Raw genomic sequence first — 18,421 nt, 5'->3', positions numbered from 1 at the left:
CCGACTCAGCGATTGGTGTGGTCGCGGAATCCGCGTCCGGTCTTGCGGCCCAGGTAGCCGGCGGTGACCAGGTGCTCCAGCAGCGGCGCCGGGGCGAACCCGGGCTCGCGCAGTTCGAGGTACAGCTCGCGCTGGATGGCCAGTGAGACGTCCAAGCCGACCACGTCGAGCAGCTCGAACGGGCCCATCGGGTAGCCACAGCCGAGCTTCATCGCGTGGTCGATGTCGTCGGCGGTGGAGTAGCTGGCCTCCAGCATCTTCACCGCGTCGTTCAGGTAGGGGAAGAGCAGCGCGTTGACGATGAAACCGGACCGGTCGGCGCAGACCACACCGGTCTTGCCCAGCGCGGCGCAGACCGCGCGGCCGGTCGCCGACGTCTCGGCGGAGGTGCGGATGGTCCGCACGATCTCGACCAGCGGCATGACCGGTGCCGGGTTGAAGAAGTGCAGGCCGAGCACGTCGGCCGGGCGCTGGGTGGCCATCGCCACGTCGATCACCGGCAGCGACGAGGTGGTGGTGGCGAGCACCACGCCCGGCTTGCAGATCTCGTCCAGGCTGGCGAACAGCGCCTTCTTGACGCTCAACTCCTCGACCACGGCCTCGACCACCAGGTCCACGTCGGCGAGGTGCTCCAGCGTGGCGGACCAGGTGACCCGGCCCAGCGCCGCGTCCCGGTCGGTCTCGGCGAGCTTACCCCGCACCACGCCCTTGTTGAGCGAGGTCTTGACCGCCTCGCAGACGGTGGCGGACTTCTCCGCACCCCGGGTCACCGAGACGACCTCGTACCCGGCCTTCGCGAAGACCTCGATGATGCCGGTGGCCATGGTCCCGGAGCCGACCACGCCGACCTTCGCGATGGCGCGGGCGCCGTCGCGAAGGTCGACGTCCGTGGTCGTCGGCGTCTGCTCGTCGGGTACGACCTTCGGTGAGCCCGGCCGCTCGTAGGTGTAGAAGCCACGGCCGGACTTCCGGCCCAGCAGCCCGGCGGTGACCATCTGCTTGAGCAGCGGGGCCGGGGCGTGCCGGCGGTCCCGGCCACCGCGCCGGTACATGGTGTCCAGGATCTCGTACGCGGTGTCCAGGCCGATCAGGTCCATCAGCGCCAGCGGACCCATGGGCAGGCCGCAGCCGAGTTTCATGGCGGCGTCGATGTCCTCGCGGGTGGCGTAGCGGGCCTCGAACATGCCGACCGCGTGGTTCAGGTAGCCGAACAGCAGCGCGTTGGCGATGAAGCCGGCCCGGTCGCTGATCGTCACGTCGACCTTGCCGAGTCGCGCGCAGAGCGCCTCCACGTCGGCGACCACGTCGGCGGAGGTGACCACCGTGCGGACCACCTCGACCAGCTTCATCACCGGGGCCGGGTTGAAGAAGTGGATGCCGATGACCTGGTTCGGCCGGGTGGTGGCCACGGAGATCTCGGTGACGCTCAGCGACGACGTGTTGGTCGCCAGGATCGCCTCGGGCTTGCAGACCCGGTCCAGCTCGGCGAAGATCCGCTGCTTCAGGTCCAGGTGCTCGGGCACCGCCTCGATCACCAGGTCCACGTCGTGCAGCGCGTCCAGCCCGACCCGGAAGTCGACCCGCGCCATCAGGGCGTCCCGGTCGGCCTCGGCGAGCTTGCCCTTGGCCACGGCACGGTCGGTGGAGCCGGTCAGCGTGACCCGGCCCCGCTCCAACGCGGCGTCGGAGATCTCCACGGCGGTCACGTCGAGGCCGTTGCGGGCGAACACCTCGACGATGCCGGCACCCATGGTGCCCAGACCCACCACGCCCACCCTGGTGAACTCGCGCGCCACGACCGGCCTCCCCTGGTTCGACCCCGCCGCCGCGACATGAACGGCCGCTAAGGTTATGCGCCGGAGTCTGCCACGGGACGCCGCGTTGTCGAGAAGCGGTGGGATATTTCACGCACCGTGTCTCAACCGGGCGTGGGCACCCCGGCCAGCGCCAGCAGCTCGGCGACGAACTCGGCCGGCCGTTCCAGGTGCGGGCTGTGCCCGCAGCCGGGCAGCACCACCTCCCGGTACGCTCCGCCGGCCGCCGCGTACCGGTCCAGCACCGCGCGGGTCTGGCCGATCATCGGCTGCGGCGGGCACTCATCCGCCCCGGGCCAGCCGGGCACGATGCCGAGCTGACCGAGGTACGCCAGGTCGAACAGCGAGGTGTCCGAGACGATCACGTCGGCGTCGCCGCGTACCCAGGTCACCGGCGGCTTGACCGGCGCGGCGACCAACTCGTCGGCGAGCCGGAAGTGGGCCGGGGCCAGCGCGTTGAGCACGCCGCGCGGCCCGGCGGCGGTGCCCGGCCAGTGGGCCGAGGCGACCGCGGTGCCCGGGTAGTTGTCGTCACCGGTGGCGGTGGTCAGCATGCTCTCCACCAGCAGGTCCTCGTCGCCGCCGAGCGACGCCGGGTCGGCCACATAGGCGGCGCGCAGCACGGCTCGCGGGCTGGTCGGGCCGTCGGCGCTCCGGTCGCCGGCGGTGAGTCGGGCCACGAAGTCCGGGTTCGCGCCGCCCGCCCCGGTGCCGGCGAAGTCGGGCGTGGTGGGGGTGCCGTCGAGGTCGCGGGTGCCACCGAAGCCGTACGGGGAGACCGGTGCCGCCAGCAGCAGCGCGGCCACCCGCTCCGGATGGTCGACCAGCAGCCGCATCGCCACCCCGCCGCCGAGCGAGTGCCCGACCACCACCGGCCGAGCGCCCGGGGCGAACAGCCCCGAGGCGTCGAGCAGGGCTGCCACGTCGTCGGCGAAGTCGCCGAGGCCCCGGGTCGCGTCCACCGGCACGGTGTCGGTCTCGCCGTATCCGCGCAGGTCGGGCGCGACCACCCGGAGCGTCCCCGGCAGCCGGGGCAGCAGGGGCTCCCAGAACGCCGACGACGAGACATTGCCGTGCACCAGCAACACCGGCACACCATCGGGCGGCCCAGCCACCCGAACCCCCTGGGTGATCCCGTTGGCCCGAACCATCCACCGCGCGCTACCCATCCGCGCATGCTGACACACCGCCCCACCCCCCACCCACTCGCGTCCCCCCGTCGATCATGAAGTTGGCGGCGTTCCGCCTTGGATTTCTCGCCGCCAACTTCATGATCAACCGAGTCCCGGGGGCGNGAGCGGGGCCTAGCGGGCGTCGGCGGGCTGCGGCTCGCGAGCCTCGATCGGCTGCCGCGGGGCCGGGACCGGCAGCGGCAGGGTGGGACGCTGGTCACGGCGGGGAGCGCCGAAGTTCATCCCGACCGGGTCGGTGCGGGCCACGCCCGGGTCGTAGAGGCGAAGGTCGGTGCGGCCGAGCCGGATCACGTCGCCATCGGCGACCGGCACGCTGCCGGTGATCCGCGTGTCGTTGAGCCAGGTGCCGTTGGTCGAGCCGAGGTCGGTGAGCAGCACCCCCTCGGGGGTGGCCCGGACGGTGGCGTGCCGTCGGCTCAGGTGCGGATCGACGAGCACGATGTCGGCGTTCGGCGCCCGGCCGATCACCTGCATGCCCCGACCGACCCGGAAACTGAGCCCCCGCATCGCCCCACCGGACACCGTCAGCAACGGCATCAACTCAGGATGTTCCTCCATGGACCGTAGACCTCCACCCCACATCGCCCCACGGCGCCAGCCTGCCATCTCACCGTAGTGGCTCCCACCCCCGCCCGGTCACCCGTACGACCCCGGCCGGCCACCTCGCATTCGCCATTCGGACGGCTCAGGCGGACGCATGGTTGTCGATGTGATGGGCGTCGGTCCGGGCAGCGCAGGGGGCATCCGACACCTACCCGTGAGTAATATTCGGGTCTAGACTGCGCCCATGACCGCTGTGCATGTCCCCGGCGCCCCGCTCATCTCCGACGGTCGATTGGTGTCGACCAGCCCGGCGACCGGCGCGGAGGCCGGGCGGCTGCCGGTGGCGACCGAGGCGGACGTGCGGGCCGCCGTCGACCGGGCCCGCGCCGCCGCCGACTGGTGGGCCGGGCTCGGCTTCGCCGGTCGGCGGGGTCGGCTCGTGCGCTGGCGCGGCGTGCTCGCCCGGCGGATCGAGGAGCTGGCCGACCTGATGCACACCGAGGGCGGCAAGCCGGTCGGCGACGGCGTGGTGGAGATCCTCACCGCGCTGGAGCACGTCGACTGGGCCGCCCGCAACGCCCGGCGGGTGCTCGGGCCACGGCGCGTCCGCTCCCGGCTGGTCCTGGCCGAGTTCACCGCGCACCTGGAATACCAGCCGTACGGGGTGGTCGGCGTGATCGGCCCGTGGAACTACCCGGTCCTCACGCCGATCGGCTCCGTCGCGTACGCGCTGGCCGCCGGCAACGCGGTGGTGTTCAAGCCGAGCGAGTACACCCCGGCCGTGGGCCAGTGGCTGGTCGACCGGTTCGCCGAGGTGGTGCCGGAACAGCCGGTGCTCCAGGCGGTGCACGGCCTCGGCGACGTCGGCGCGGCGCTGTGCCGCTCCGGGGTGGCGAAGGTGGCGTTCACCGGCTCGACCGCCACCGCGCGGAAGGTGATGGCGGCCTGCGCCGAGACGCTCACCCCGGTGCTGCTGGAGGCCGGCGGCAAGGACGCGATGATCGTGGACGCGGACGCCGACCTGGACGCCGCCGCCGACGCCGCCGTGTGGGGCGGGCTGACCAACGCCGGCCAGACCTGCATCGGCATCGAGCGGGTCTACGCGGTCGACCCGATCTTCGACGCGTTCGTCGAGAAGGTGGTGGCGAAGGCGGGCCGGCTGACCGTGGGCGCCGACGGGACCGACCTCGGGCCGATCACCATGCCGTCCCAGGTCGACGTGATCCGCCGGCACATCGAGGACGCGGTGGCCCGGGGCGGCCGGGCGGTGCTCGGCGGCCCGGAGGCGGTCCAGCCGCCGTACGTGCACCCGACCGTGCTGGTCGACGTGCCCGAGGATTCGGCCGCCGTACGCGAGGAGACGTTCGGCCCGACGCTGACCGTCAACCGGGTCCGCGACGTGGACGAGGCCGTCGAGCGCGCCAACGCGCTGCCGTACGGTCTCGGGGGTTCGGTCTTCGGCCGGGCGCGGGCGGTGGCCGTGGCGCGGCGGCTGCGCTCCGGGATGGCCTCGGTCAACTCGGCGCTGACCTTCGCCGGCATGTCGACGCTGCCGTTCGGCGGCACCGGCGAGTCCGGCTTCGGCCGGATCCACGGCGAGGACGGGCTGCGCGAGTTCGGCCGCCCCAAGTCGGTCACCCGCCGCCGGGCGCGTTCGCTGCTGCCGGCCATGACCTTCGAGCGCACGCCGGCCGACGTCGCGCGCCTGGTCAAGGTCGCCAAGCTGCTGTACGGCCGGAAGCGCTAGGGCCTGTNTCGTGGGGGCGGTCGAGCCGAGGCGGAGTCCGGGCGGCGATCCGGCAAGGCGCGGGTTCGTCCGGATACCGGTGTCGTATCCGGGCGGAACCGCAACGCCGCCGGTCGTCGTCCGGGCCCGCCGCAGGCCGACCAGTCCCCGCGAAACAGGCCCTAGAAGAGGGTCAGCTCGTCACGCTCGATGCCGCGCAGCTTGTCGTAGTCGACCACCACGCAGCGGATGCCCCGGTCGGTGGCGAGCACCCGGGCCTGCGGCTTGATCTCCTGCGCGGCGAAGACGCCGGCGACCGGCGCGAGCAGCGGGTCGCGGTTCATCAGCTCCAGGTAGCGGGTGAGCTGCTCCACCCCGTCGATCTCGCCGCGCCGCTTCACCTCGACCGCGACCGCACCGGCGTCGGCGTCCCGGCAGAGCAGGTCAACCGGGCCGATCGCGGTCATGTACTCCCGCCGGACCAGGGTGAAGCCCTCGCCCAGCGTCTCCGGGTTGGCGGCGAGCAGTTCCTGCAGGTGCGCCTCGACGCCGTCCTTGCGCAGGCCCGGGTCGATCCCCAGCTCGTACGAGGTGTCCTGGAAGATCTCCTCCAGCGTGATGCGCAGCTCCTCGCCGGCCTTGTTGACCACCCGCCACACGCCGGGCGCCTCCTCCAGCCGGCACGGCGGGCTCATCCAGTTCAACGGCTTGTAGGCCCGGTCGTCCGCGTGGATCGACACCGAGCCGTCCGCCTTGACCATCAGCAGCCGGGTGGCCGGCGGCAGGTGGGCCGAGAGCCGTCCGACGTAGTCCACCGAGCACTTCGCAATGACCAACCGCACCCGACGAGGGTAGCGGAGCCCTCGGCCGGCGCCGACGAGCGCCACTGGCGCACCGGTGCCATATTGAAATCGTGCTCGAAGTTCTCACCGGTTCCGGACTGGCCGCCTCGGCGGGCCTGAACGCCTACATCCCGCTGATGCTGATGGGCCTGCTGGCCCGCTACACCGAATTGATCGAGCTGCCCAGCGGCTGGCAGTGGCTGGGCAACGGCTGGGTGCTGGCGATCCTCACCGTCCTGCTGGTGGTCGAGGTGGTGGCCGACAAGGTGCCGGTGGTCGACCACGTCAACGACGTGGTGCAGACGGTGGTCCGGCCGACCGCCGGTGGCCTGGCCTTCGGTGCCGGCTCCGGTTCGGAGACGGTCACGGTCAGCGACCCGGACACGTTCTTCTCCACGCACCAGTGGGTGCCGGTGGTGGTCGGCGTGTTCATCGCGCTCGGTGTGCACCTGCTCAAGGCCGCTGCCCGGCCGGTTGTCAACGCGACCACGGCCGGCTTCGGCGCCCCGGTGGCCAGCACCGCCGAGGACGCGACCAGCGTGATCATGTCGGTGGTGGCGATCCTGCTGCCGGTGCTGGTGCTGGTGTTCGCGGTCGGCCTGGTGATCCTCGTCGTCTGGGTGGTGCGCCGCCGCAAGGACCGACGCCGGGAACGCGCCGCGGCCCGGGCCGCCGGCTTCCGCGTCTGACCGGCGCCGCTCGCGGCGGGCGCGGCGCGGGTCAGCGGCTGCGGTAGGTCATGCAGTCGGCCATGTCCATGTCGGGGCCGACGGTGATGGCGGGGGCGCGGCACTCCAGGTCGGAGTTGTGCTGGCAGTCGGCGCGTGAGCAGGCGCCGACCTGGGCGGTGAGCTGCTCGATGCCGCCGCGCACCGGCATGTCCACGTAGGTGTGACAGTGCGCGTGGTCGCTGCTGCCGATCGTGATCGCGAACGCGTGGCAGTCGTTCGTGTGGTTGTAGGCGCAGGATCGGACGGCGCACTCCTGGACCCGGGGCATCTCCATCGACGCGGTCATCTTTCCGCCCTTTCGTGGTGTCTTGCACCGACTTTAGGCTTCTCGCGCGCTTCAACGTGCCGGATCCGGTGTTAAGAGGGGCCCCCGCCTCTACCGAATGCGTTAACCGGGGCACCCGCCTTACATCCGCTCGCGGATGACGGTGACGAGGTCGTCGATGATGCCGGTGAGCGCGAAGTCCTTCGGCGTGAACACCCGCGCCACCCCGGCGGCCCGAAGCGCCTGCGCGTCGGCCGGCGGGATGATGCCGCCGACCACCACCGGCAGGTCACCCCGCCCGGCCGCGCGCAGCCCGTCCAGCACCGCCGGCACGGCGGCCAGGTGCGAGCCGGAGAGCACGGAGAGCCCGACCAGGTCGACGTCCTCCTCCACCGCGGCGGCCACGATTTGCCCGGCGGTCAGCCGGATGCCCTGGTAGATCACCTCGAAGCCGGCGTCGCGGGCGCGTACCGCGATCTGCTCCGCGCCGTTGGAGTGCCCGTCCAGCCCCGGCTTGCCCACCAGCAGCCGCAGCCGCCCGGTGCCCAGCTCCCGGGCGGTGGCGGCGACCCGCTCGCGGACCGCCGCGAGGTTGGCGTCGCCGCCGACCCCGGCCGCCCCGGACAGCCCGGTCGGTGCCCGGTACTCGCCGAACACCTGCCGCAACGCGCCCGCCCACTCGCCGGTGGTCACGCGTGCGGCCACGCAGGCCAGCGTCGCCGGCATCAGGTTCGCCGTGGTCGCGGCGTCCGCGCGCAGCCGCTCCAGCGCCGCGTCCACGGCCGCCGCGTCGCGCGCGGCCCGCCATTCGCGTACGCCGTCCGCGGCGGCCGCCTCGACCGCCGGGTCCACCTGCATGATCGCCTCGGCGCCGGCCGCGGTCAGTGGGGACGGCTCGGTCTCGGTGAAGCGGTTGACGCCGACCACCACGTCGGCGCCGGACTCCATCCGCCGGCGCCGGTCGGCCAGCGAAGCGACCAGCGCGCTCTTGAGGTAGCCGGACTCCACGGCGGCCACCACGCCGCCCATCTCCAGGACCTTGTCCAGCTCGACCCGGGCGCCGGCCACGATGTCGTCGACCAGCGCGGTCATCACATGCGAGCCGTCGAACAGGTCGGGATATTCGAGCAGGTCCGACTCGTACGCCAGCACCTGCTGCATGCGCAGCGACCACTGCTGGTCCCACGGGCGGGGCAGGCCGAGCGCCTCGTTCCAGGCGGGGAGCTGCACGGCCCGGGCGCGGGCGTCCCGGGAGAGCGTGACGCCGAGCATCTCCAGCACGATCCGCTGGATGTTGTTCTCCGGCTGCGCCTCGGTCAGGCCCAGCGAGTTGACCTGGACGCCGTAGCGGAACCGGCGCTGCTTGGCCTCGGTCACGCCGTAGCGGTCGCGGGTGATCTCGTCCCAGAGCGCGCCGAACGCGCGCATCTTGGCGATCTCCTCGACGAAGCGCACCCCGGCGTTGACGAAGAACGAGATCCGCTGGACCACGTCGCCCATCCGCTCGGCCGGCACCTGGCCGGAGTCGCGCACCGTGTCCAGCACGGCGACCGCGGTGGCGAGCGCGAAGCCGACCTCCTGCACCGGCGTCGCGCCGGCCTCCTGGAGGTGGTACGAGCAGATGTTGACCGGGTTCCACCTCGGCATCTCCCGCAGCGTGTACGCGACGACGTCGGCGGTCAGCCGCAGCGAGGCGGCCGGCGGGAAGATGTACGTCCCCCGGGACAGGTACTCCTTGATGATGTCGTTCTGCGTGGTGCCGGCGCAGCGGCCCAGCTCGGCGCCCTGCTCGACGGCGACCGTGCGATAGAGGGCGAGCAGCCACATCGCTGGCGCGTTGATGGTCATCGAGGTATTCATGTCGGCCAGCGGGATGCCCTCGAAGAGCGCCCGCGCGTCACCGAGGTGCGCCACCGGCACGCCGACCCGGCCCACCTCGCCGGCGGCCAGCTCGTGGTCGGGGTCGTACCCGGTCTGGGTGGGCAGGTCGAACGCGACCGACAGCCCGGTCTGCCCCTTCGCCAGGTTGCGGCGGTAGAGCGCGTTGGAGGCCGCGGCGGAGGAGTGCCCGGCGTACGTGCGCATCACCCACGGGCGGTCCCGCTCCGGCAGGCGTCCCGGCATCGCGTCGTCCATGGCCGGAGTTTAAGTTACCGTTCAGTAAAAGGAACTGTGGAAAATTACACAGGTCCATGGAGCGGACCGACGGGCACGGACGGCGACGGATGGCCGACACCACCACACCCCGCCCCGTCGCCGGGCACGCGGCAGTCGCACACTTGACGTCATGGAAGACGAGCTCGCGATCTCCGTACGGGGACTGCGCAAGACGTACGGCGACAACGTCGCGGTGGCCGGGGTGGACCTGGACGTCCACCGGGGCGAGGTGTTCGCCCTGCTCGGCCCGAACGGCGCGGGCAAGACCACCACGGTCGAGATCCTGGAGGGTTACCGCCACCGCGACGCCGGCGAGGTGCGCGTGCTCGGCGTCGACCCGGCTTCCCCGGATGCCGGCTGGCGCGCGAAGGTCGGCATCGTGCTCCAGGGCACCGGCGAGTTCGACGAGCTGACCGTCGCCGAGGTGGTGCGGCACTTCTCCGGCTTCTACCCGGACGCGGACGACCCGGCCAAGGTGGTCGAGCGGGTCGGCCTCGGCGCGAAGGCGAAGGCGCGTACGCACACGCTCTCCGGCGGGCAGAAACGCCGCCTCGACGTGGCGCTGGGCATCATCGGCCGCCCCGAACTGCTCTTCCTCGACGAGCCGACCACCGGTTTCGACCCGGAGGCCCGGCGCGAGTTCTGGGACCTGATCCGGGACCTGGCCGCCGCCGGCACCACGATCGTGCTCACCACCCACTACCTCGACGAGGCCGAGGCGCTCGCCGACCGGGTCGGCGTGATCGCCGCCGGCCGGGTGGTCGAGGTCGCCCCGCCCGGTCGGCTCGGCAACCGGCAGGAGGCGCTGGCCACGGTCTCCTGGCGTACCCCCGACGGAACGCCGGAGTCGGCGGAGACCGCGTCGCCGACGGCGCTGGTGGCGGAGCTGGCCGCGCGCTTCGGTGGCGAGGTGCCCGGTCTGACCGTGACCCGGCCGACCCTGGAAGACGTCTACCTGCGGATGATCGGACACTGATGACCACCACGACGAAGCCGGCGGCCCCGGTCGCCGCCGCACCGGCCCGGCGGCTCGGCGCGGGCGCGCTGGCGCTGCGCCAGGGCCGACTGGAGATCACCCAGTTCCTGCGCAGCCGGGAGTCCGTCGTGTTCACGATGGGCTTCCCGATCATCATGATCCTGATCTTCGCGGCGATCTTCAGTGACGAGATCGCCCCGGGCGTCAGCTACACGCAGTACTTCATCACCGGCATGATCGCGACCGGCCTGATGACGGTGAGCTTCCAGAACCTCGGCATCTGGATCCCGATCGAGCGGGACCGGGGCGTGCTCAAGCGCTACCGGGGCACGCCGATGCCGAAGTGGGTCTGGTTCGCCGGCAAGGTGATCATGGTGGTGGTCATCGGCGTCGCCGAGACCGCGCTGCTGCTCGCCGTCTCGGTGGCGCTGTTCGACCTGGACCTGCCGCAGACCGCCGCCAAGTGGCTCACGTTCGGCTGGGTCTCCGTCCTCGGCGTCACCGCCTGCACGCTCTGCGGCATCGCCATCTCGTCGCTGGCCCGCACCGCCCGCAGCGGCTCGGCCGTGGTCACCCCCGTCGCGCTGGTGCTCCAGTTCATCTCCGGCGTGTTCTTCGTCTTCACCAACCTGCCCACCTGGATGCAGCAGGTCGCCGCGATCTTCCCGCTCAAGTGGATGTGCCAGGGGCTGCGCTCGGTGTTCCTGCCGGACAGCTTCGGCGCCCAGGAGCCGGGCGGCTCGTTCGAGCTGGGCCGGGTGGCGCTGGTGCTCGGAGCCTGGTGCGTGATCGGCCTGGTGCTCTGCCTGACCACCTTCCGGTCGACCACCCGCCGCGACGGCTGAGGTGTTAAGGAGGGGGCCCTTGTTAACGCCTGGCGTATAGGAAGGGGCCCCTCTTAACACCCGGGGTGGCACACTCGCCGGCATGGGACGCACGCTCACGCGACGGACGCTGCTGACCGCGGGGGGTGGGATCGTCGGCGTCGGCCTGGTCGGGGGGCTGGCCGCCCGGCAACTGTCCGGGCCCCGTCCGGGACCGGCCCCCGCCCTGCCGGACGCGCCGGCCGGCGACGAGCGGCTGATCCGCATCGCCTCCGGCGCGCGAGGTCGCGAGGTGGACTTCTGGACCGCCGTGCCCGAGGGGTACGGCGACGGTCGCGGCCTGCCCATCTGCCTGGTCCTGCACGGCGCCTCCGCCACCCCGCGCGACTACGGCCGGTTCGGGCTGGCCCGCTTCCTCACCGACGCGGTACGCCGGGGCGCGCCGCCGTTCGCGCTGGCCGGCGCGGCCGGCGGCCGGCTCTCCTGGCGCCCGACCGGTAGCGACGACCCGCAGCGAATGGTGCGCGAGGAGGTACCCGCCTGGTGTGCCCGGCGCGGATTCGACATCAGCCGGGTGGCCGTCTGGGGCTGGTCGATGGGGGGCTTCGGGGCGTTGCTGCTCGCCGAGACGTACCCACGATGGCTGCGGATGGCCGCGGCCTTCTCCCCCGCGGTGAGCCCCGGCGACGCGGTCTTCACCGGCGTCGGGAAGCTGCGCGGGACCCCGGTCGGGCTCTGGTGCGGCCGGCAGGACAACTTCCTCGCCGACGTCCGGACCCTGGCCCGGAAGCTGCCCGAACGCCCGGTGCGCGCCGCCTGGGCCGACGGGCGACACAACTTCGGCTACTGGGGCACCGTCATCCCGGATGCGTTCGCGCTGCTCGGCGCCGCGCTCACCCCGCCCCGGACGTGAGCCGTCCGGGGCCGGGGGCACGGAATCAGTACGGGTAGAAGCCCTGACCGGTCTTGCGGCCCAGGTCACCGGCGGTGGCCATGCGCTGGAGCAGCTCCGGTGGGAAGAACTTCTCGTCGGCGGTGTCGGTGTAGATGTTGCGGGTCGCGTTGAGCAGCACGTCCACGCCGGTCAGGTCGACCGTGGCCAGCGGGCCCATGGCGTGCCCGAAGCCCAGCTTGCACGCGGTGTCCAGGTCCTCGGCCGAGATCACGCCGGCCTCCACCAGCTTGACCGCCTCCATCGCCAGCGCGCAGATCAGCCGGGTGGTGACGAAACCGGCGATGTCCCGGTTGACCACCACCACGGTCTTGCCGATCCCCTCGGCGAACGTACGGGCCGTGTCCATCGTCGCGTCGCTGGTCTTGTAGCCCCGGACCAGCTCGCAGAGCTTCATCATCGGCACCGGCGAGAAGAAGTGGGTGCCCACCACCGACTCCGGGCGCTCGGTGGCGGTGGCGATCTGGGTGACCGGGATGGCCGAGGTGTTGGTGGCCAGCACCGCGTCGGACTTGCAGATCTTGTCCAGCGCGCGGAACACCTCGTGCTTGATCTCGATCTTCTCGAAGACCGCCTCGACCACGAGGTCCGCGTCGGCCGCCGCCTCCAGGTCGGTGGTCGGGGTGATCCGGCCCAGCGTCGCCTCGACCTCGGACGCCTCGATCTTGCCCTTCTCGGCGAACTTCGTCAGCGACTTCCGGATGCCGTCGACGCCCCGCTTCGTGGCCGCGTCGTCCACGTCGCGCAGCGTCACCTGCCAGCCCGCCTGCGCCGCCACCTGGGCGATGCCCGAGCCCATCAGCCCCGCACCGACGACCGCGAGTCGACCCGCCATCTGCTTCTCCCTCGCCCGTGTTCTCCACTGTCCTGCCGAGAACCCTACTTAACGAGGGATAAGGATCGTCAGATGGTCAGGTCCGGTTCCTCGGGCGCGGTACCGCGTTCCACCTCGACGCCGAGCGCCCGCAGGTCCGCCACGAAGTCCGGGTAGCCCCGGTCGACGTGGTGCACATGGGAGACCTCGGTGACCCCGTCCGCGCGGAGCCCGGCGATGATCAGACCGGCGCCGGCCCGGATGTCGGTGGCGCGCACCGGTGCCCCGGAGAGCCGCTCGTGCCCGCACACCAGGGCGTGGTGGCCGTCGGTCCGGATCTCCGCGCCGAGCCGCATCATCTCGTTGGCGAACATGAACCGCCCGTCGAAGATGTTCTCCGTGATCAGGGAACCACCGACGCTGACCGCCGCCAGGCCGATCGCCATCGGCAGCAGGTCGGTGGCGAAGCCCGGATAGGGCAGCGTCACCACGTCCACCGCCGTGGGACGGTCGTCCATCCGTACCCGGAAGCCGTGGCCCCGGGTCTCCACCAGGCCGCCGGCCGCGACCAGCTTGTCCAGCGCGACCTCCAGGTACGCCGGATCGACGCCGGTCACTGTGACGTCGCCCCGGGTCATCGCGGCGGCGAACGCCCACGTCCCGGCGACGATCCGGTCCCCCACCGTGGCGTGCCGGACCGGACGCAGCTCGGGTACGCCGGCGATGTGCAGCGTCGAGGAACCGGCACCGGAGATCCGGGCGCCCATCCGGTTCAGCATGGTGCAGATGTCGACGATCTCCGGCTCCCGGGCCGCGTTGTCGATCGTCGTGCCGCCGCGTGCCAGCACCGCCGCCATGACCAGGTTCTCGGTCGCGCCGACGCTCGGGAAGTCCAGCACGATGTCCGCGCCGTGCAGGCCGTCCGGTGCCTCGGCGATGACGAAGCCGTGCTCACCGGAGATCTCCGCGCCCATCCGGGCCAGCCCGGCGATGTGCATGTCCAGGCCGCGCGAGCCGATCGCGTCGCCGCCGGGGTGGGCCACCCGGACGTACCCCCGGCGGGCCAGCAGCGGGCCGAGCACGCAGATCGACGCGCGCAGCCGGCGGACCAGGTCGTAGTCGGCCTCCGCGCCGGGCCGTTCCGGCACGTCGACGACGACCGAGCGGGACCGTTCCTTGCCGCCGCCGGCGACCATCGGATCGACCGGGTCGTCCGGGCCGAAGCGTACGCCGCAGCCGAGCCGCCGCAGCACCTCGCCCATGATCGCGATGTCGGTGATCCGGGGTACGTTGGTGATCACGCTGCGGCCCGGCGCGAGTAGCGCGGCGGCCATCAGCTTCAACGCCGAATTCTTGGCGCCCACCACGTGCACGGTGCCGGCAAGCCGGGCCTGGCCGCGGACCCGGATGACGTCGACGTCGCTGACCGCCGGGTCGCCGGCGTCACCCGGCCCCACCGCGACCGGCCGCACCGGGACGGTCAGGTCCGGAATCCGTAGGCTGTGCGTCATGGCCGTCCACCTCACGCGCATCTACACCAAGGCCGGCGACGCCGGCATGACCAGGCTGAGCAACAACGAACAGGTGCCGAAGACCGATCCACGGATCGCCGCGTACGCGGACGTGGACGAGTGCAACGCCGCGATCGGTGTCGCGCTCGCCCTCGGGCAGCTACCGGACGAGCTGCGGGCCGTGCTGGAATCCGTGCAGAACGACATGTTCGACGTCGGGGCGGACCTGGCGACGCCGGTCGAGCCGGACCCGGCGTACCCGCCGCTGCGGGTCACCGAGGAGTACGTCGAGCGCCTCGAAGGGTGGTGCGACGAGTACAACGCGCGCCTGAGCAAGCTCGACTCCTTCATCCTCCCCGGCGGCACCGCGGGCGCGGCACTGCTGCACATGGCACGGACGACCGCCCGGCGCGCCGAGCGAGCGGCATGGGCGCTGGTCACGCATGACCCCGACCGGACCAGCCCACTCCCGGCAAAGTATCTCAACCGGCTCTCCGACCTGCTCTTCATCCTGTCAAGAACGGCAAATCCGGATGGAGACGTGCTATGGGTGCCGGGCGGCAAGCGCTGACCGTCGCCGGCCTGCACCACGTGGAGGTGTGGATACCCGACCTGGCGGCGGCCAGACCTGCGTGGGGCTGGCTTCTCCGGGGCGGCGTGCACCCGGCCGTCGCCGGAACGGCGCCGACCCGGAACAGGCACGGCGGGTGGCGCGCCGCCGGCGTACCCGAAGACGCCGGAACCCGGCCGCGAGGGCGACCGCCGCCACCACCGCCACCCCGGCGGCGGCCGGCAGACCGGGCGGCAGGCCACCGGCGGCCCAGCCGGCCAGCACCGTACCGGGCACCCAGACGGCGACCGCCGCGCCGTTGAAGAGCACGAACCGGCGGTACGGCAGCCCGGCTGCGCCCGCCACCCGGGGCACCAGCGTGCGGGCGAACGCGGTCCAGCGGCCGAGCAGCACCGCGGTCCCGCCCCGGGCGGCGACCAGTTCCTCGGCCCGCCGCCAGCGTCGCTCCCCCACCCACCGGCCCAGCGCTCCGCGACGGAGCCGGGGACCGAGCAGCCGCCCTTCCAGGTAGCCGAACTGGTCGCCGGCGAACGCGGCGGCGGTCGTCACCGCCAGCGCGGCGCCCAGATCGACCCGGCCGGCACGGGCCAGCAACCCGACCGTCAGCATGGTGGTCGCGGCCGGCAGCACCAGGCCGGCCAGCAGGCCCACCTCGCCGGCGAGCACCGCCGCCGCGACCAGCAGCACGAGGCTCGGCGGCAGCGCGTCGAGCCGGTCCACCAGGAAATCCAGGAAGGTCATGCTCCCAGCGTCACGCCCGTGTCGGCCGGTGACGTCCTGCCCGCGGCCGGTGCGGGTCCTCCGAGTGGCCGGTCGCCGCCCTAGGGTCCCCCCGGATCCGGCACCGGGTTGAACCCGTCGTCGACCAGGCCGAGCCGGTGGGCCACCACCGCGGCCTGCACCCGGTTGCGCAGCTCCAACTTCTCCATCGCGGCCGAGACGTGCGTCTTCACGGTGGTCACGCCGAGGTGCAGCCGGGCACCGATCTCGGCGTTCGACAGCCCCGCGCCGACCAGCGCCAGCACCTCCCGCTCCCGAGGGCTGAGCAGACCGAGCCCCGCGGCGGCCGGCTCGGGGGCACGGTCCCGGTCGTGCGCGGCGAGTGCCCGGCGCAGCACCCGCGCCAGCACCGGCGGCGCGAGCAGCGGTTCGCCCCGGCCCGCCCGTCGCACGGCGTCGACCAACTCCTCCGGAGCGCCATCCTTAACCAGGTAGCCCTGTGCGCCGGCGCCGAGCGCCCCGTAGACGTTGGCGTCGTCGGCGAACGTGGTCAGCACCAGCACCCGGGCCGCCGGTTGCTGCCGCAGGATCCGCCGGGTCGCCTCGATGCCGTCCAGCCGGGGCATCCGCAGGTCCATCAGGATCACGTCCGGCCGCAACCGCTCGGCGAGCCGGACCGCCTCGTGGCCGTCCCCCGCCTCGCCCACCACCTCGAAGCCACCGGCCGTGCGCAGCACCAGGCCCACCCCGGCGCGAACCAGCGCCTGGTCGTCGACCACCAATACCCTGATCATTCGTTCTCCCTGATCGGCAGCCGGACCCGGACCCGCCACCCGCCTCCGTCGGTGCCGCCCGCGGCGAGCGTCCCGCCGAGCAGGCCGACCCGCTCACGCATTCCCCGCAGGCCGTGCCCCGATGTGGGCAGCCGGGCACCCGGGTGCGCCGGGCCGCTGTCCAGCACCTCGATCAGCAGGGCCCCGCCGGCCACCTCGACGTCGACCGAGACGACCGTCCCGGGCCCGGCGTGCTTCAGGCTGTTGGTCAACGCCTCCTGCACCACCCGGGCCGCCGTGGTCCCGACCACGAGCGGAATCCGGTGCAGCGCCTCCGGCATCCGCACCTGCACGGCCAGCCCGGCCTCCCGCACCCGACGGGCCGCGTCCCGGATCACCTGCGCCGGCTCGACCTGCGACTCCGCCGGCTCCACCGCGTCCGGGTCGCGGAGCACCTCCAGCAGATCCCGCAACTCGTCCAGCACCTGCCCGGCGGTGTCCCGCAGCTCACCGAGCGCCAGCACCGCCTCCTCGGGACGCCCGGTGTGCTGCACCGCGTAGCGGGCCGCACCGGCGCGCAACGCGATCGCCGCGACGTGGTGGGCGACGATGTCGTGCAGGTCCCGGGCGATCGCGGTCCGTTCGGTCAACCGCACCATCCGCGCCTCCGCCGTCCGCCGCTCCTCCGCCTCCCGGACCCGCTCCTCGGCGGCCGCCGCCGCCTGGCGCACCCCGCTGAGGTAGCGGCCGAAGGCCACCGGCGCCGCTGCGACCCCGGCCAGGGTCACCAGCCGGAGCACCCCGAGACCGCCTCGGAGCACCTCCGGGTTCTCCGGGTCGATCACATTGACCAGCGTCACCGCCAGGAAGAGCACGTACGCGGCGGCCGTGCCCGGCCAGCCCGAGTGGTAGGCGACGTAGCCCAGCGCGACAGCGGCGGCGATCTGGGCGGTGTCCCCGGCGGTCACCCCCGCCGCGTCGGCGGCGAGCATCAGCGTCGACGTGGCGAGCAGGACCGGCCACGGCCAGCGGCGGACTCCGATGAGGGCCACACCGGCGAGCACCGCGAAGACCGCCACCCGCCCTGCGTGCGGTACGCCGGGGACGGCGATCCGCGTGCTGATCAACCCCAGGGCGGCCGTACCCAGCCCGAGCAGCAGTTCAGGCCACCGGATCCACCGCCCCTTCCTCACCTGGCAACCATACGGAGCCGGACGAACCGGACCGCCCTACCTCCGGCCGGCGCCCCTCCTCCGACTGGCCGGTAAGCCGGCCCGCCGAACGAGATTCGAACTGTGCTGGCCCGCCTAGCGTCGGTCGACGTGATCAGCGACGCCCCCGCCTTCCTCGGCCAGTTCGCCCGATACCCGTTCACCACCGGCGCGGTGCTGCCCAGCGGCACGCTCCTCGCCCGGGACATCACCGCCGCCGTGCCCCGTACCGGGGACCCGTTGGTGGTGGAGCTCGGCCCCGGCACCGGCGTCTTCACCCGCGCCGTCCAACAGCGGCTGGCCGGACGCGGGCAGCACCTGGCGGTCGAACTCAACCCGACCTTCGCCGACGGGCTGGCGCGGCGGCATCCGACCGTGGACGTGGTACGCGCCGACGCCGCCAGCCTCGATCGGGTGCTGGCCGAACGGCACCTGCCGGCCGCCGATGTCGTGGTGAGTGGACTGCCCTGGGCGGCGTTCGGCGGCGGGCGGCAACTGGCCGTCCTCGACGCGGTGCTGAGGTCCCTCCGGCCGGACGGCGCGTTCACCACGTTCGCGTACCGGCACGCGGCAGCGACCCGGTCCGCCCGCCGCTTCCGGCGGCTGCTGACCGGGTCGTTCGAGGAGGTGACGATCGGGCGGACGGTGTGGGCCAACCTGCCGCCGGCCCTGGTCTACCACTGCCGCCGGCCGGTGAGCCGCTGACGGCCGGCACCCCGTGCGGGGTGCCGGCCGTCTGCGTCTCAGCTGTTCCAGTGTTGGGTGACGAGGTCGGTGGCCTGCTTCTCCCACTGCGCG

At 72.9% G+C, this 18,421-nt stretch carries 18 protein-coding genes; 7 read left to right on the top strand and 11 right to left on the bottom strand.

The features are described 5' to 3' along the window. Positions 1-5: 5 nt before the first annotated feature. The 3 genes from B1205_RS28590 to B1205_RS28580 all read right to left on the bottom strand — a co-directional run bounded on the left by B1205_RS28590 (position 6) and on the right by B1205_RS28580 (position 3,544). Positions 6-1,796 (bottom strand): 3-hydroxyacyl-CoA dehydrogenase family protein, encoded by a 1,791-nt coding sequence (locus tag B1205_RS28590; protein ID WP_089158436.1) that lies wholly within the window; start codon positions 1,794-1,796, stop codon positions 6-8. 122 nt (positions 1,797-1,918) lie between these two features. Next, positions 1,919-2,983 (bottom strand): alpha/beta hydrolase, encoded by a 1,065-nt coding sequence (locus B1205_RS28585; protein WP_089158435.1) that lies wholly within the window; start codon positions 2,981-2,983, stop codon positions 1,919-1,921. Between the two features lie 135 nt (positions 2,984-3,118). Further along, positions 3,119-3,544 (bottom strand): FHA domain-containing protein, encoded by a 426-nt coding sequence (locus tag B1205_RS28580; protein ID WP_254910286.1) that lies wholly within the window; start codon positions 3,542-3,544, stop codon positions 3,119-3,121. A 250-nt stretch (positions 3,545-3,794) separates the two neighbouring features. Here B1205_RS28580 and B1205_RS28575 point away from each other — a divergent pair, with 250 nt between their 5' ends. Further along, the gene (locus B1205_RS28575; RefSeq protein WP_089158433.1) at positions 3,795-5,297 is read left to right on the top strand and encodes an aldehyde dehydrogenase family protein; all 1,503 of its coding nucleotides are present in this window, start codon (positions 3,795-3,797) and stop codon (positions 5,295-5,297) included. Between the two features lie 161 nt (positions 5,298-5,458). On the opposite strand, the gene nucS is transcribed toward B1205_RS28575, so the two are convergent. Further along, a complete protein-coding gene (gene nucS / locus B1205_RS28570; RefSeq protein ID WP_089158432.1) occupies positions 5,459-6,118 on the bottom strand; it encodes an endonuclease NucS in 660 nt (219 codons plus the stop codon). Positions 6,119-6,189: 71 nt separating this feature from the next. On the opposite strand from nucS, the gene B1205_RS28565 reads away from it, so the two are divergent. Next, a complete protein-coding gene (locus B1205_RS28565; protein WP_089158431.1) occupies positions 6,190-6,807 on the top strand; it encodes a DUF4126 domain-containing protein in 618 nt (205 codons plus the stop codon). Between the two features lie 31 nt (positions 6,808-6,838). On the opposite strand, the gene B1205_RS28560 is transcribed toward B1205_RS28565, so the two are convergent. Together B1205_RS28560 and B1205_RS28555 are read right to left on the bottom strand one after the other, a co-directional pair. Continuing rightward, positions 6,839-7,135, bottom strand: coding sequence for a DUF1540 domain-containing protein (locus tag B1205_RS28560; protein ID WP_089158430.1), 297 nt, complete (start codon positions 7,133-7,135; stop codon positions 6,839-6,841). Between the two features lie 120 nt (positions 7,136-7,255). Further along, the gene (locus B1205_RS28555) at positions 7,256-9,250 is read right to left on the bottom strand and encodes a protein meaA (protein ID WP_089158429.1); all 1,995 of its coding nucleotides are present in this window, start codon (positions 9,248-9,250) and stop codon (positions 7,256-7,258) included. Between the two features lie 151 nt (positions 9,251-9,401). Here B1205_RS28555 and B1205_RS28550 point away from each other — a divergent pair, with 151 nt between their 5' ends. The 3 genes from B1205_RS28550 (at position 9,402) to B1205_RS28540 (ending at position 11,984) form a co-directional block, all read left to right on the top strand. Then, entirely contained in the window at positions 9,402-10,247 is an 846-nt protein-coding gene (locus B1205_RS28550) for an ABC transporter ATP-binding protein (protein WP_089158428.1), read from the top strand. Further along, positions 10,247-11,092 carry an ABC transporter permease gene (locus tag B1205_RS28545; RefSeq protein ID WP_089158427.1) on the top strand — a complete coding sequence of 282 codons (846 nt, stop codon included), beginning with the start codon at positions 10,247-10,249 and terminating at the stop codon, positions 11,090-11,092. Before B1205_RS28550 ends, B1205_RS28545 begins: the two co-directional genes overlap by 1 nt. An 82-nt stretch (positions 11,093-11,174) precedes the next feature. Then, positions 11,175-11,984, top strand: a complete 810-nt coding sequence (locus tag B1205_RS28540) for an alpha/beta hydrolase (protein WP_089158426.1) — start codon at positions 11,175-11,177, stop codon at positions 11,982-11,984. A gap of 25 nt (positions 11,985-12,009) precedes the next feature. Here the strand turns inward: B1205_RS28540 and B1205_RS28535 are convergent, their stop codons facing one another. Together B1205_RS28535 and murA are read right to left on the bottom strand one after the other, a co-directional pair. Continuing rightward, positions 12,010-12,858: a 3-hydroxyacyl-CoA dehydrogenase family protein gene (locus B1205_RS28535; RefSeq protein WP_089158425.1), complete on the bottom strand. Its 849-nt coding sequence runs from the start codon at positions 12,856-12,858 to the stop codon at positions 12,010-12,012. Between the two features lie 68 nt (positions 12,859-12,926). After that, positions 12,927-14,348, bottom strand: a complete 1,422-nt coding sequence (gene murA, locus B1205_RS28530) for a UDP-N-acetylglucosamine 1-carboxyvinyltransferase (protein ID WP_089158424.1) — start codon at positions 14,346-14,348, stop codon at positions 12,927-12,929. Between murA and B1205_RS28525 the strand changes: the two genes are divergently transcribed. Next, positions 14,347-14,919, top strand: a complete 573-nt coding sequence (locus B1205_RS28525) for a cob(I)yrinic acid a,c-diamide adenosyltransferase (RefSeq protein WP_089158423.1) — start codon at positions 14,347-14,349, stop codon at positions 14,917-14,919. The genes murA and B1205_RS28525 overlap by 2 nt on opposite strands. Here B1205_RS28525 and B1205_RS28520 read toward each other — a convergent pair. From B1205_RS28520 to B1205_RS28510, 3 genes are all read right to left on the bottom strand, one after another. Further along, positions 14,893-15,660, bottom strand: coding sequence for a DedA family protein (locus tag B1205_RS28520; protein WP_089158422.1), 768 nt, complete (start codon positions 15,658-15,660; stop codon positions 14,893-14,895). The genes B1205_RS28525 and B1205_RS28520 overlap by 27 nt on opposite strands. 80 nt (positions 15,661-15,740) lie before the next feature. After that, positions 15,741-16,433, bottom strand: coding sequence for a response regulator (locus B1205_RS28515; protein ID WP_089158421.1), 693 nt, complete (start codon positions 16,431-16,433; stop codon positions 15,741-15,743). Then, entirely contained in the window at positions 16,430-17,605 is a 1,176-nt protein-coding gene (locus B1205_RS28510; protein ID WP_089158420.1) for a sensor histidine kinase, read from the bottom strand. The genes B1205_RS28515 and B1205_RS28510 overlap by 4 nt, the downstream gene beginning before the upstream one ends. A gap of 129 nt (positions 17,606-17,734) precedes the next feature. Between B1205_RS28510 and B1205_RS28505 the strand changes: the two genes are divergently transcribed. Then, on the top strand, positions 17,735-18,328 hold the full coding sequence (locus B1205_RS28505) for a class I SAM-dependent methyltransferase (RefSeq protein WP_217809900.1): 594 nt from the start codon (positions 17,735-17,737) through the stop codon (positions 18,326-18,328). Positions 18,329-18,421: the final 93 nt, after the last annotated feature.

Source organism: Micromonospora sp. NBS 11-29 (assembly GCF_002140155.1).
Lineage (GTDB): Bacteria > Actinomycetota > Actinomycetes > Mycobacteriales > Micromonosporaceae > Micromonospora.
Note: the sequence above shows the minus strand (reverse complement) of the source record. Positions and strands in the feature narration are given on the sequence as shown.

What these genes read in the sequence shown, in the direction of transcription:
- B1205_RS28515 (WP_089158421.1), bottom strand. Translation starts at nt 16,433, where the DNA reads ATGATCAGGGTATTGGTGGTCGACGACCAGGCGCTGGTTCGCGCCGGG.
- B1205_RS28520 (WP_089158422.1), bottom strand. Translation starts at nt 15,660, where the DNA reads ATGACCTTCCTGGATTTCCTGGTGGACCGGCTCGACGCGCTGCCGCCG.
- B1205_RS28580 (WP_254910286.1), bottom strand. Translation starts at nt 3,544, where the DNA reads ATGCCGTTGCTGACGGTGTCCGGTGGGGCGATGCGGGGGCTCAGTTTC.
- B1205_RS28525 (WP_089158423.1), top strand. Translation starts at nt 14,347, where the DNA reads ATGGCCGTCCACCTCACGCGCATCTACACCAAGGCCGGCGACGCCGGC.
- B1205_RS28560 (WP_089158430.1), bottom strand. Translation starts at nt 7,135, where the DNA reads ATGACCGCGTCGATGGAGATGCCCCGGGTCCAGGAGTGCGCCGTCCGA.
- B1205_RS28545 (WP_089158427.1), top strand. Translation starts at nt 10,247, where the DNA reads ATGACCACCACGACGAAGCCGGCGGCCCCGGTCGCCGCCGCACCGGCC.
- B1205_RS28575 (WP_089158433.1), top strand. Translation starts at nt 3,795, where the DNA reads ATGACCGCTGTGCATGTCCCCGGCGCCCCGCTCATCTCCGACGGTCGA.
- B1205_RS28540 (WP_089158426.1), top strand. Translation starts at nt 11,175, where the DNA reads ATGGGACGCACGCTCACGCGACGGACGCTGCTGACCGCGGGGGGTGGG.
- murA (WP_089158424.1), bottom strand. Translation starts at nt 14,348, where the DNA reads ATGACGCACAGCCTACGGATTCCGGACCTGACCGTCCCGGTGCGGCCG.
- B1205_RS28550 (WP_089158428.1), top strand. Translation starts at nt 9,402, where the DNA reads ATGGAAGACGAGCTCGCGATCTCCGTACGGGGACTGCGCAAGACGTAC.
- B1205_RS28585 (WP_089158435.1), bottom strand. Translation starts at nt 2,983, where the DNA reads ATGGGTAGCGCGCGGTGGATGGTTCGGGCCAACGGGATCACCCAGGGG.
- B1205_RS28535 (WP_089158425.1), bottom strand. Translation starts at nt 12,858, where the DNA reads ATGGCGGGTCGACTCGCGGTCGTCGGTGCGGGGCTGATGGGCTCGGGC.
- B1205_RS28555 (WP_089158429.1), bottom strand. Translation starts at nt 9,250, where the DNA reads ATGGACGACGCGATGCCGGGACGCCTGCCGGAGCGGGACCGCCCGTGG.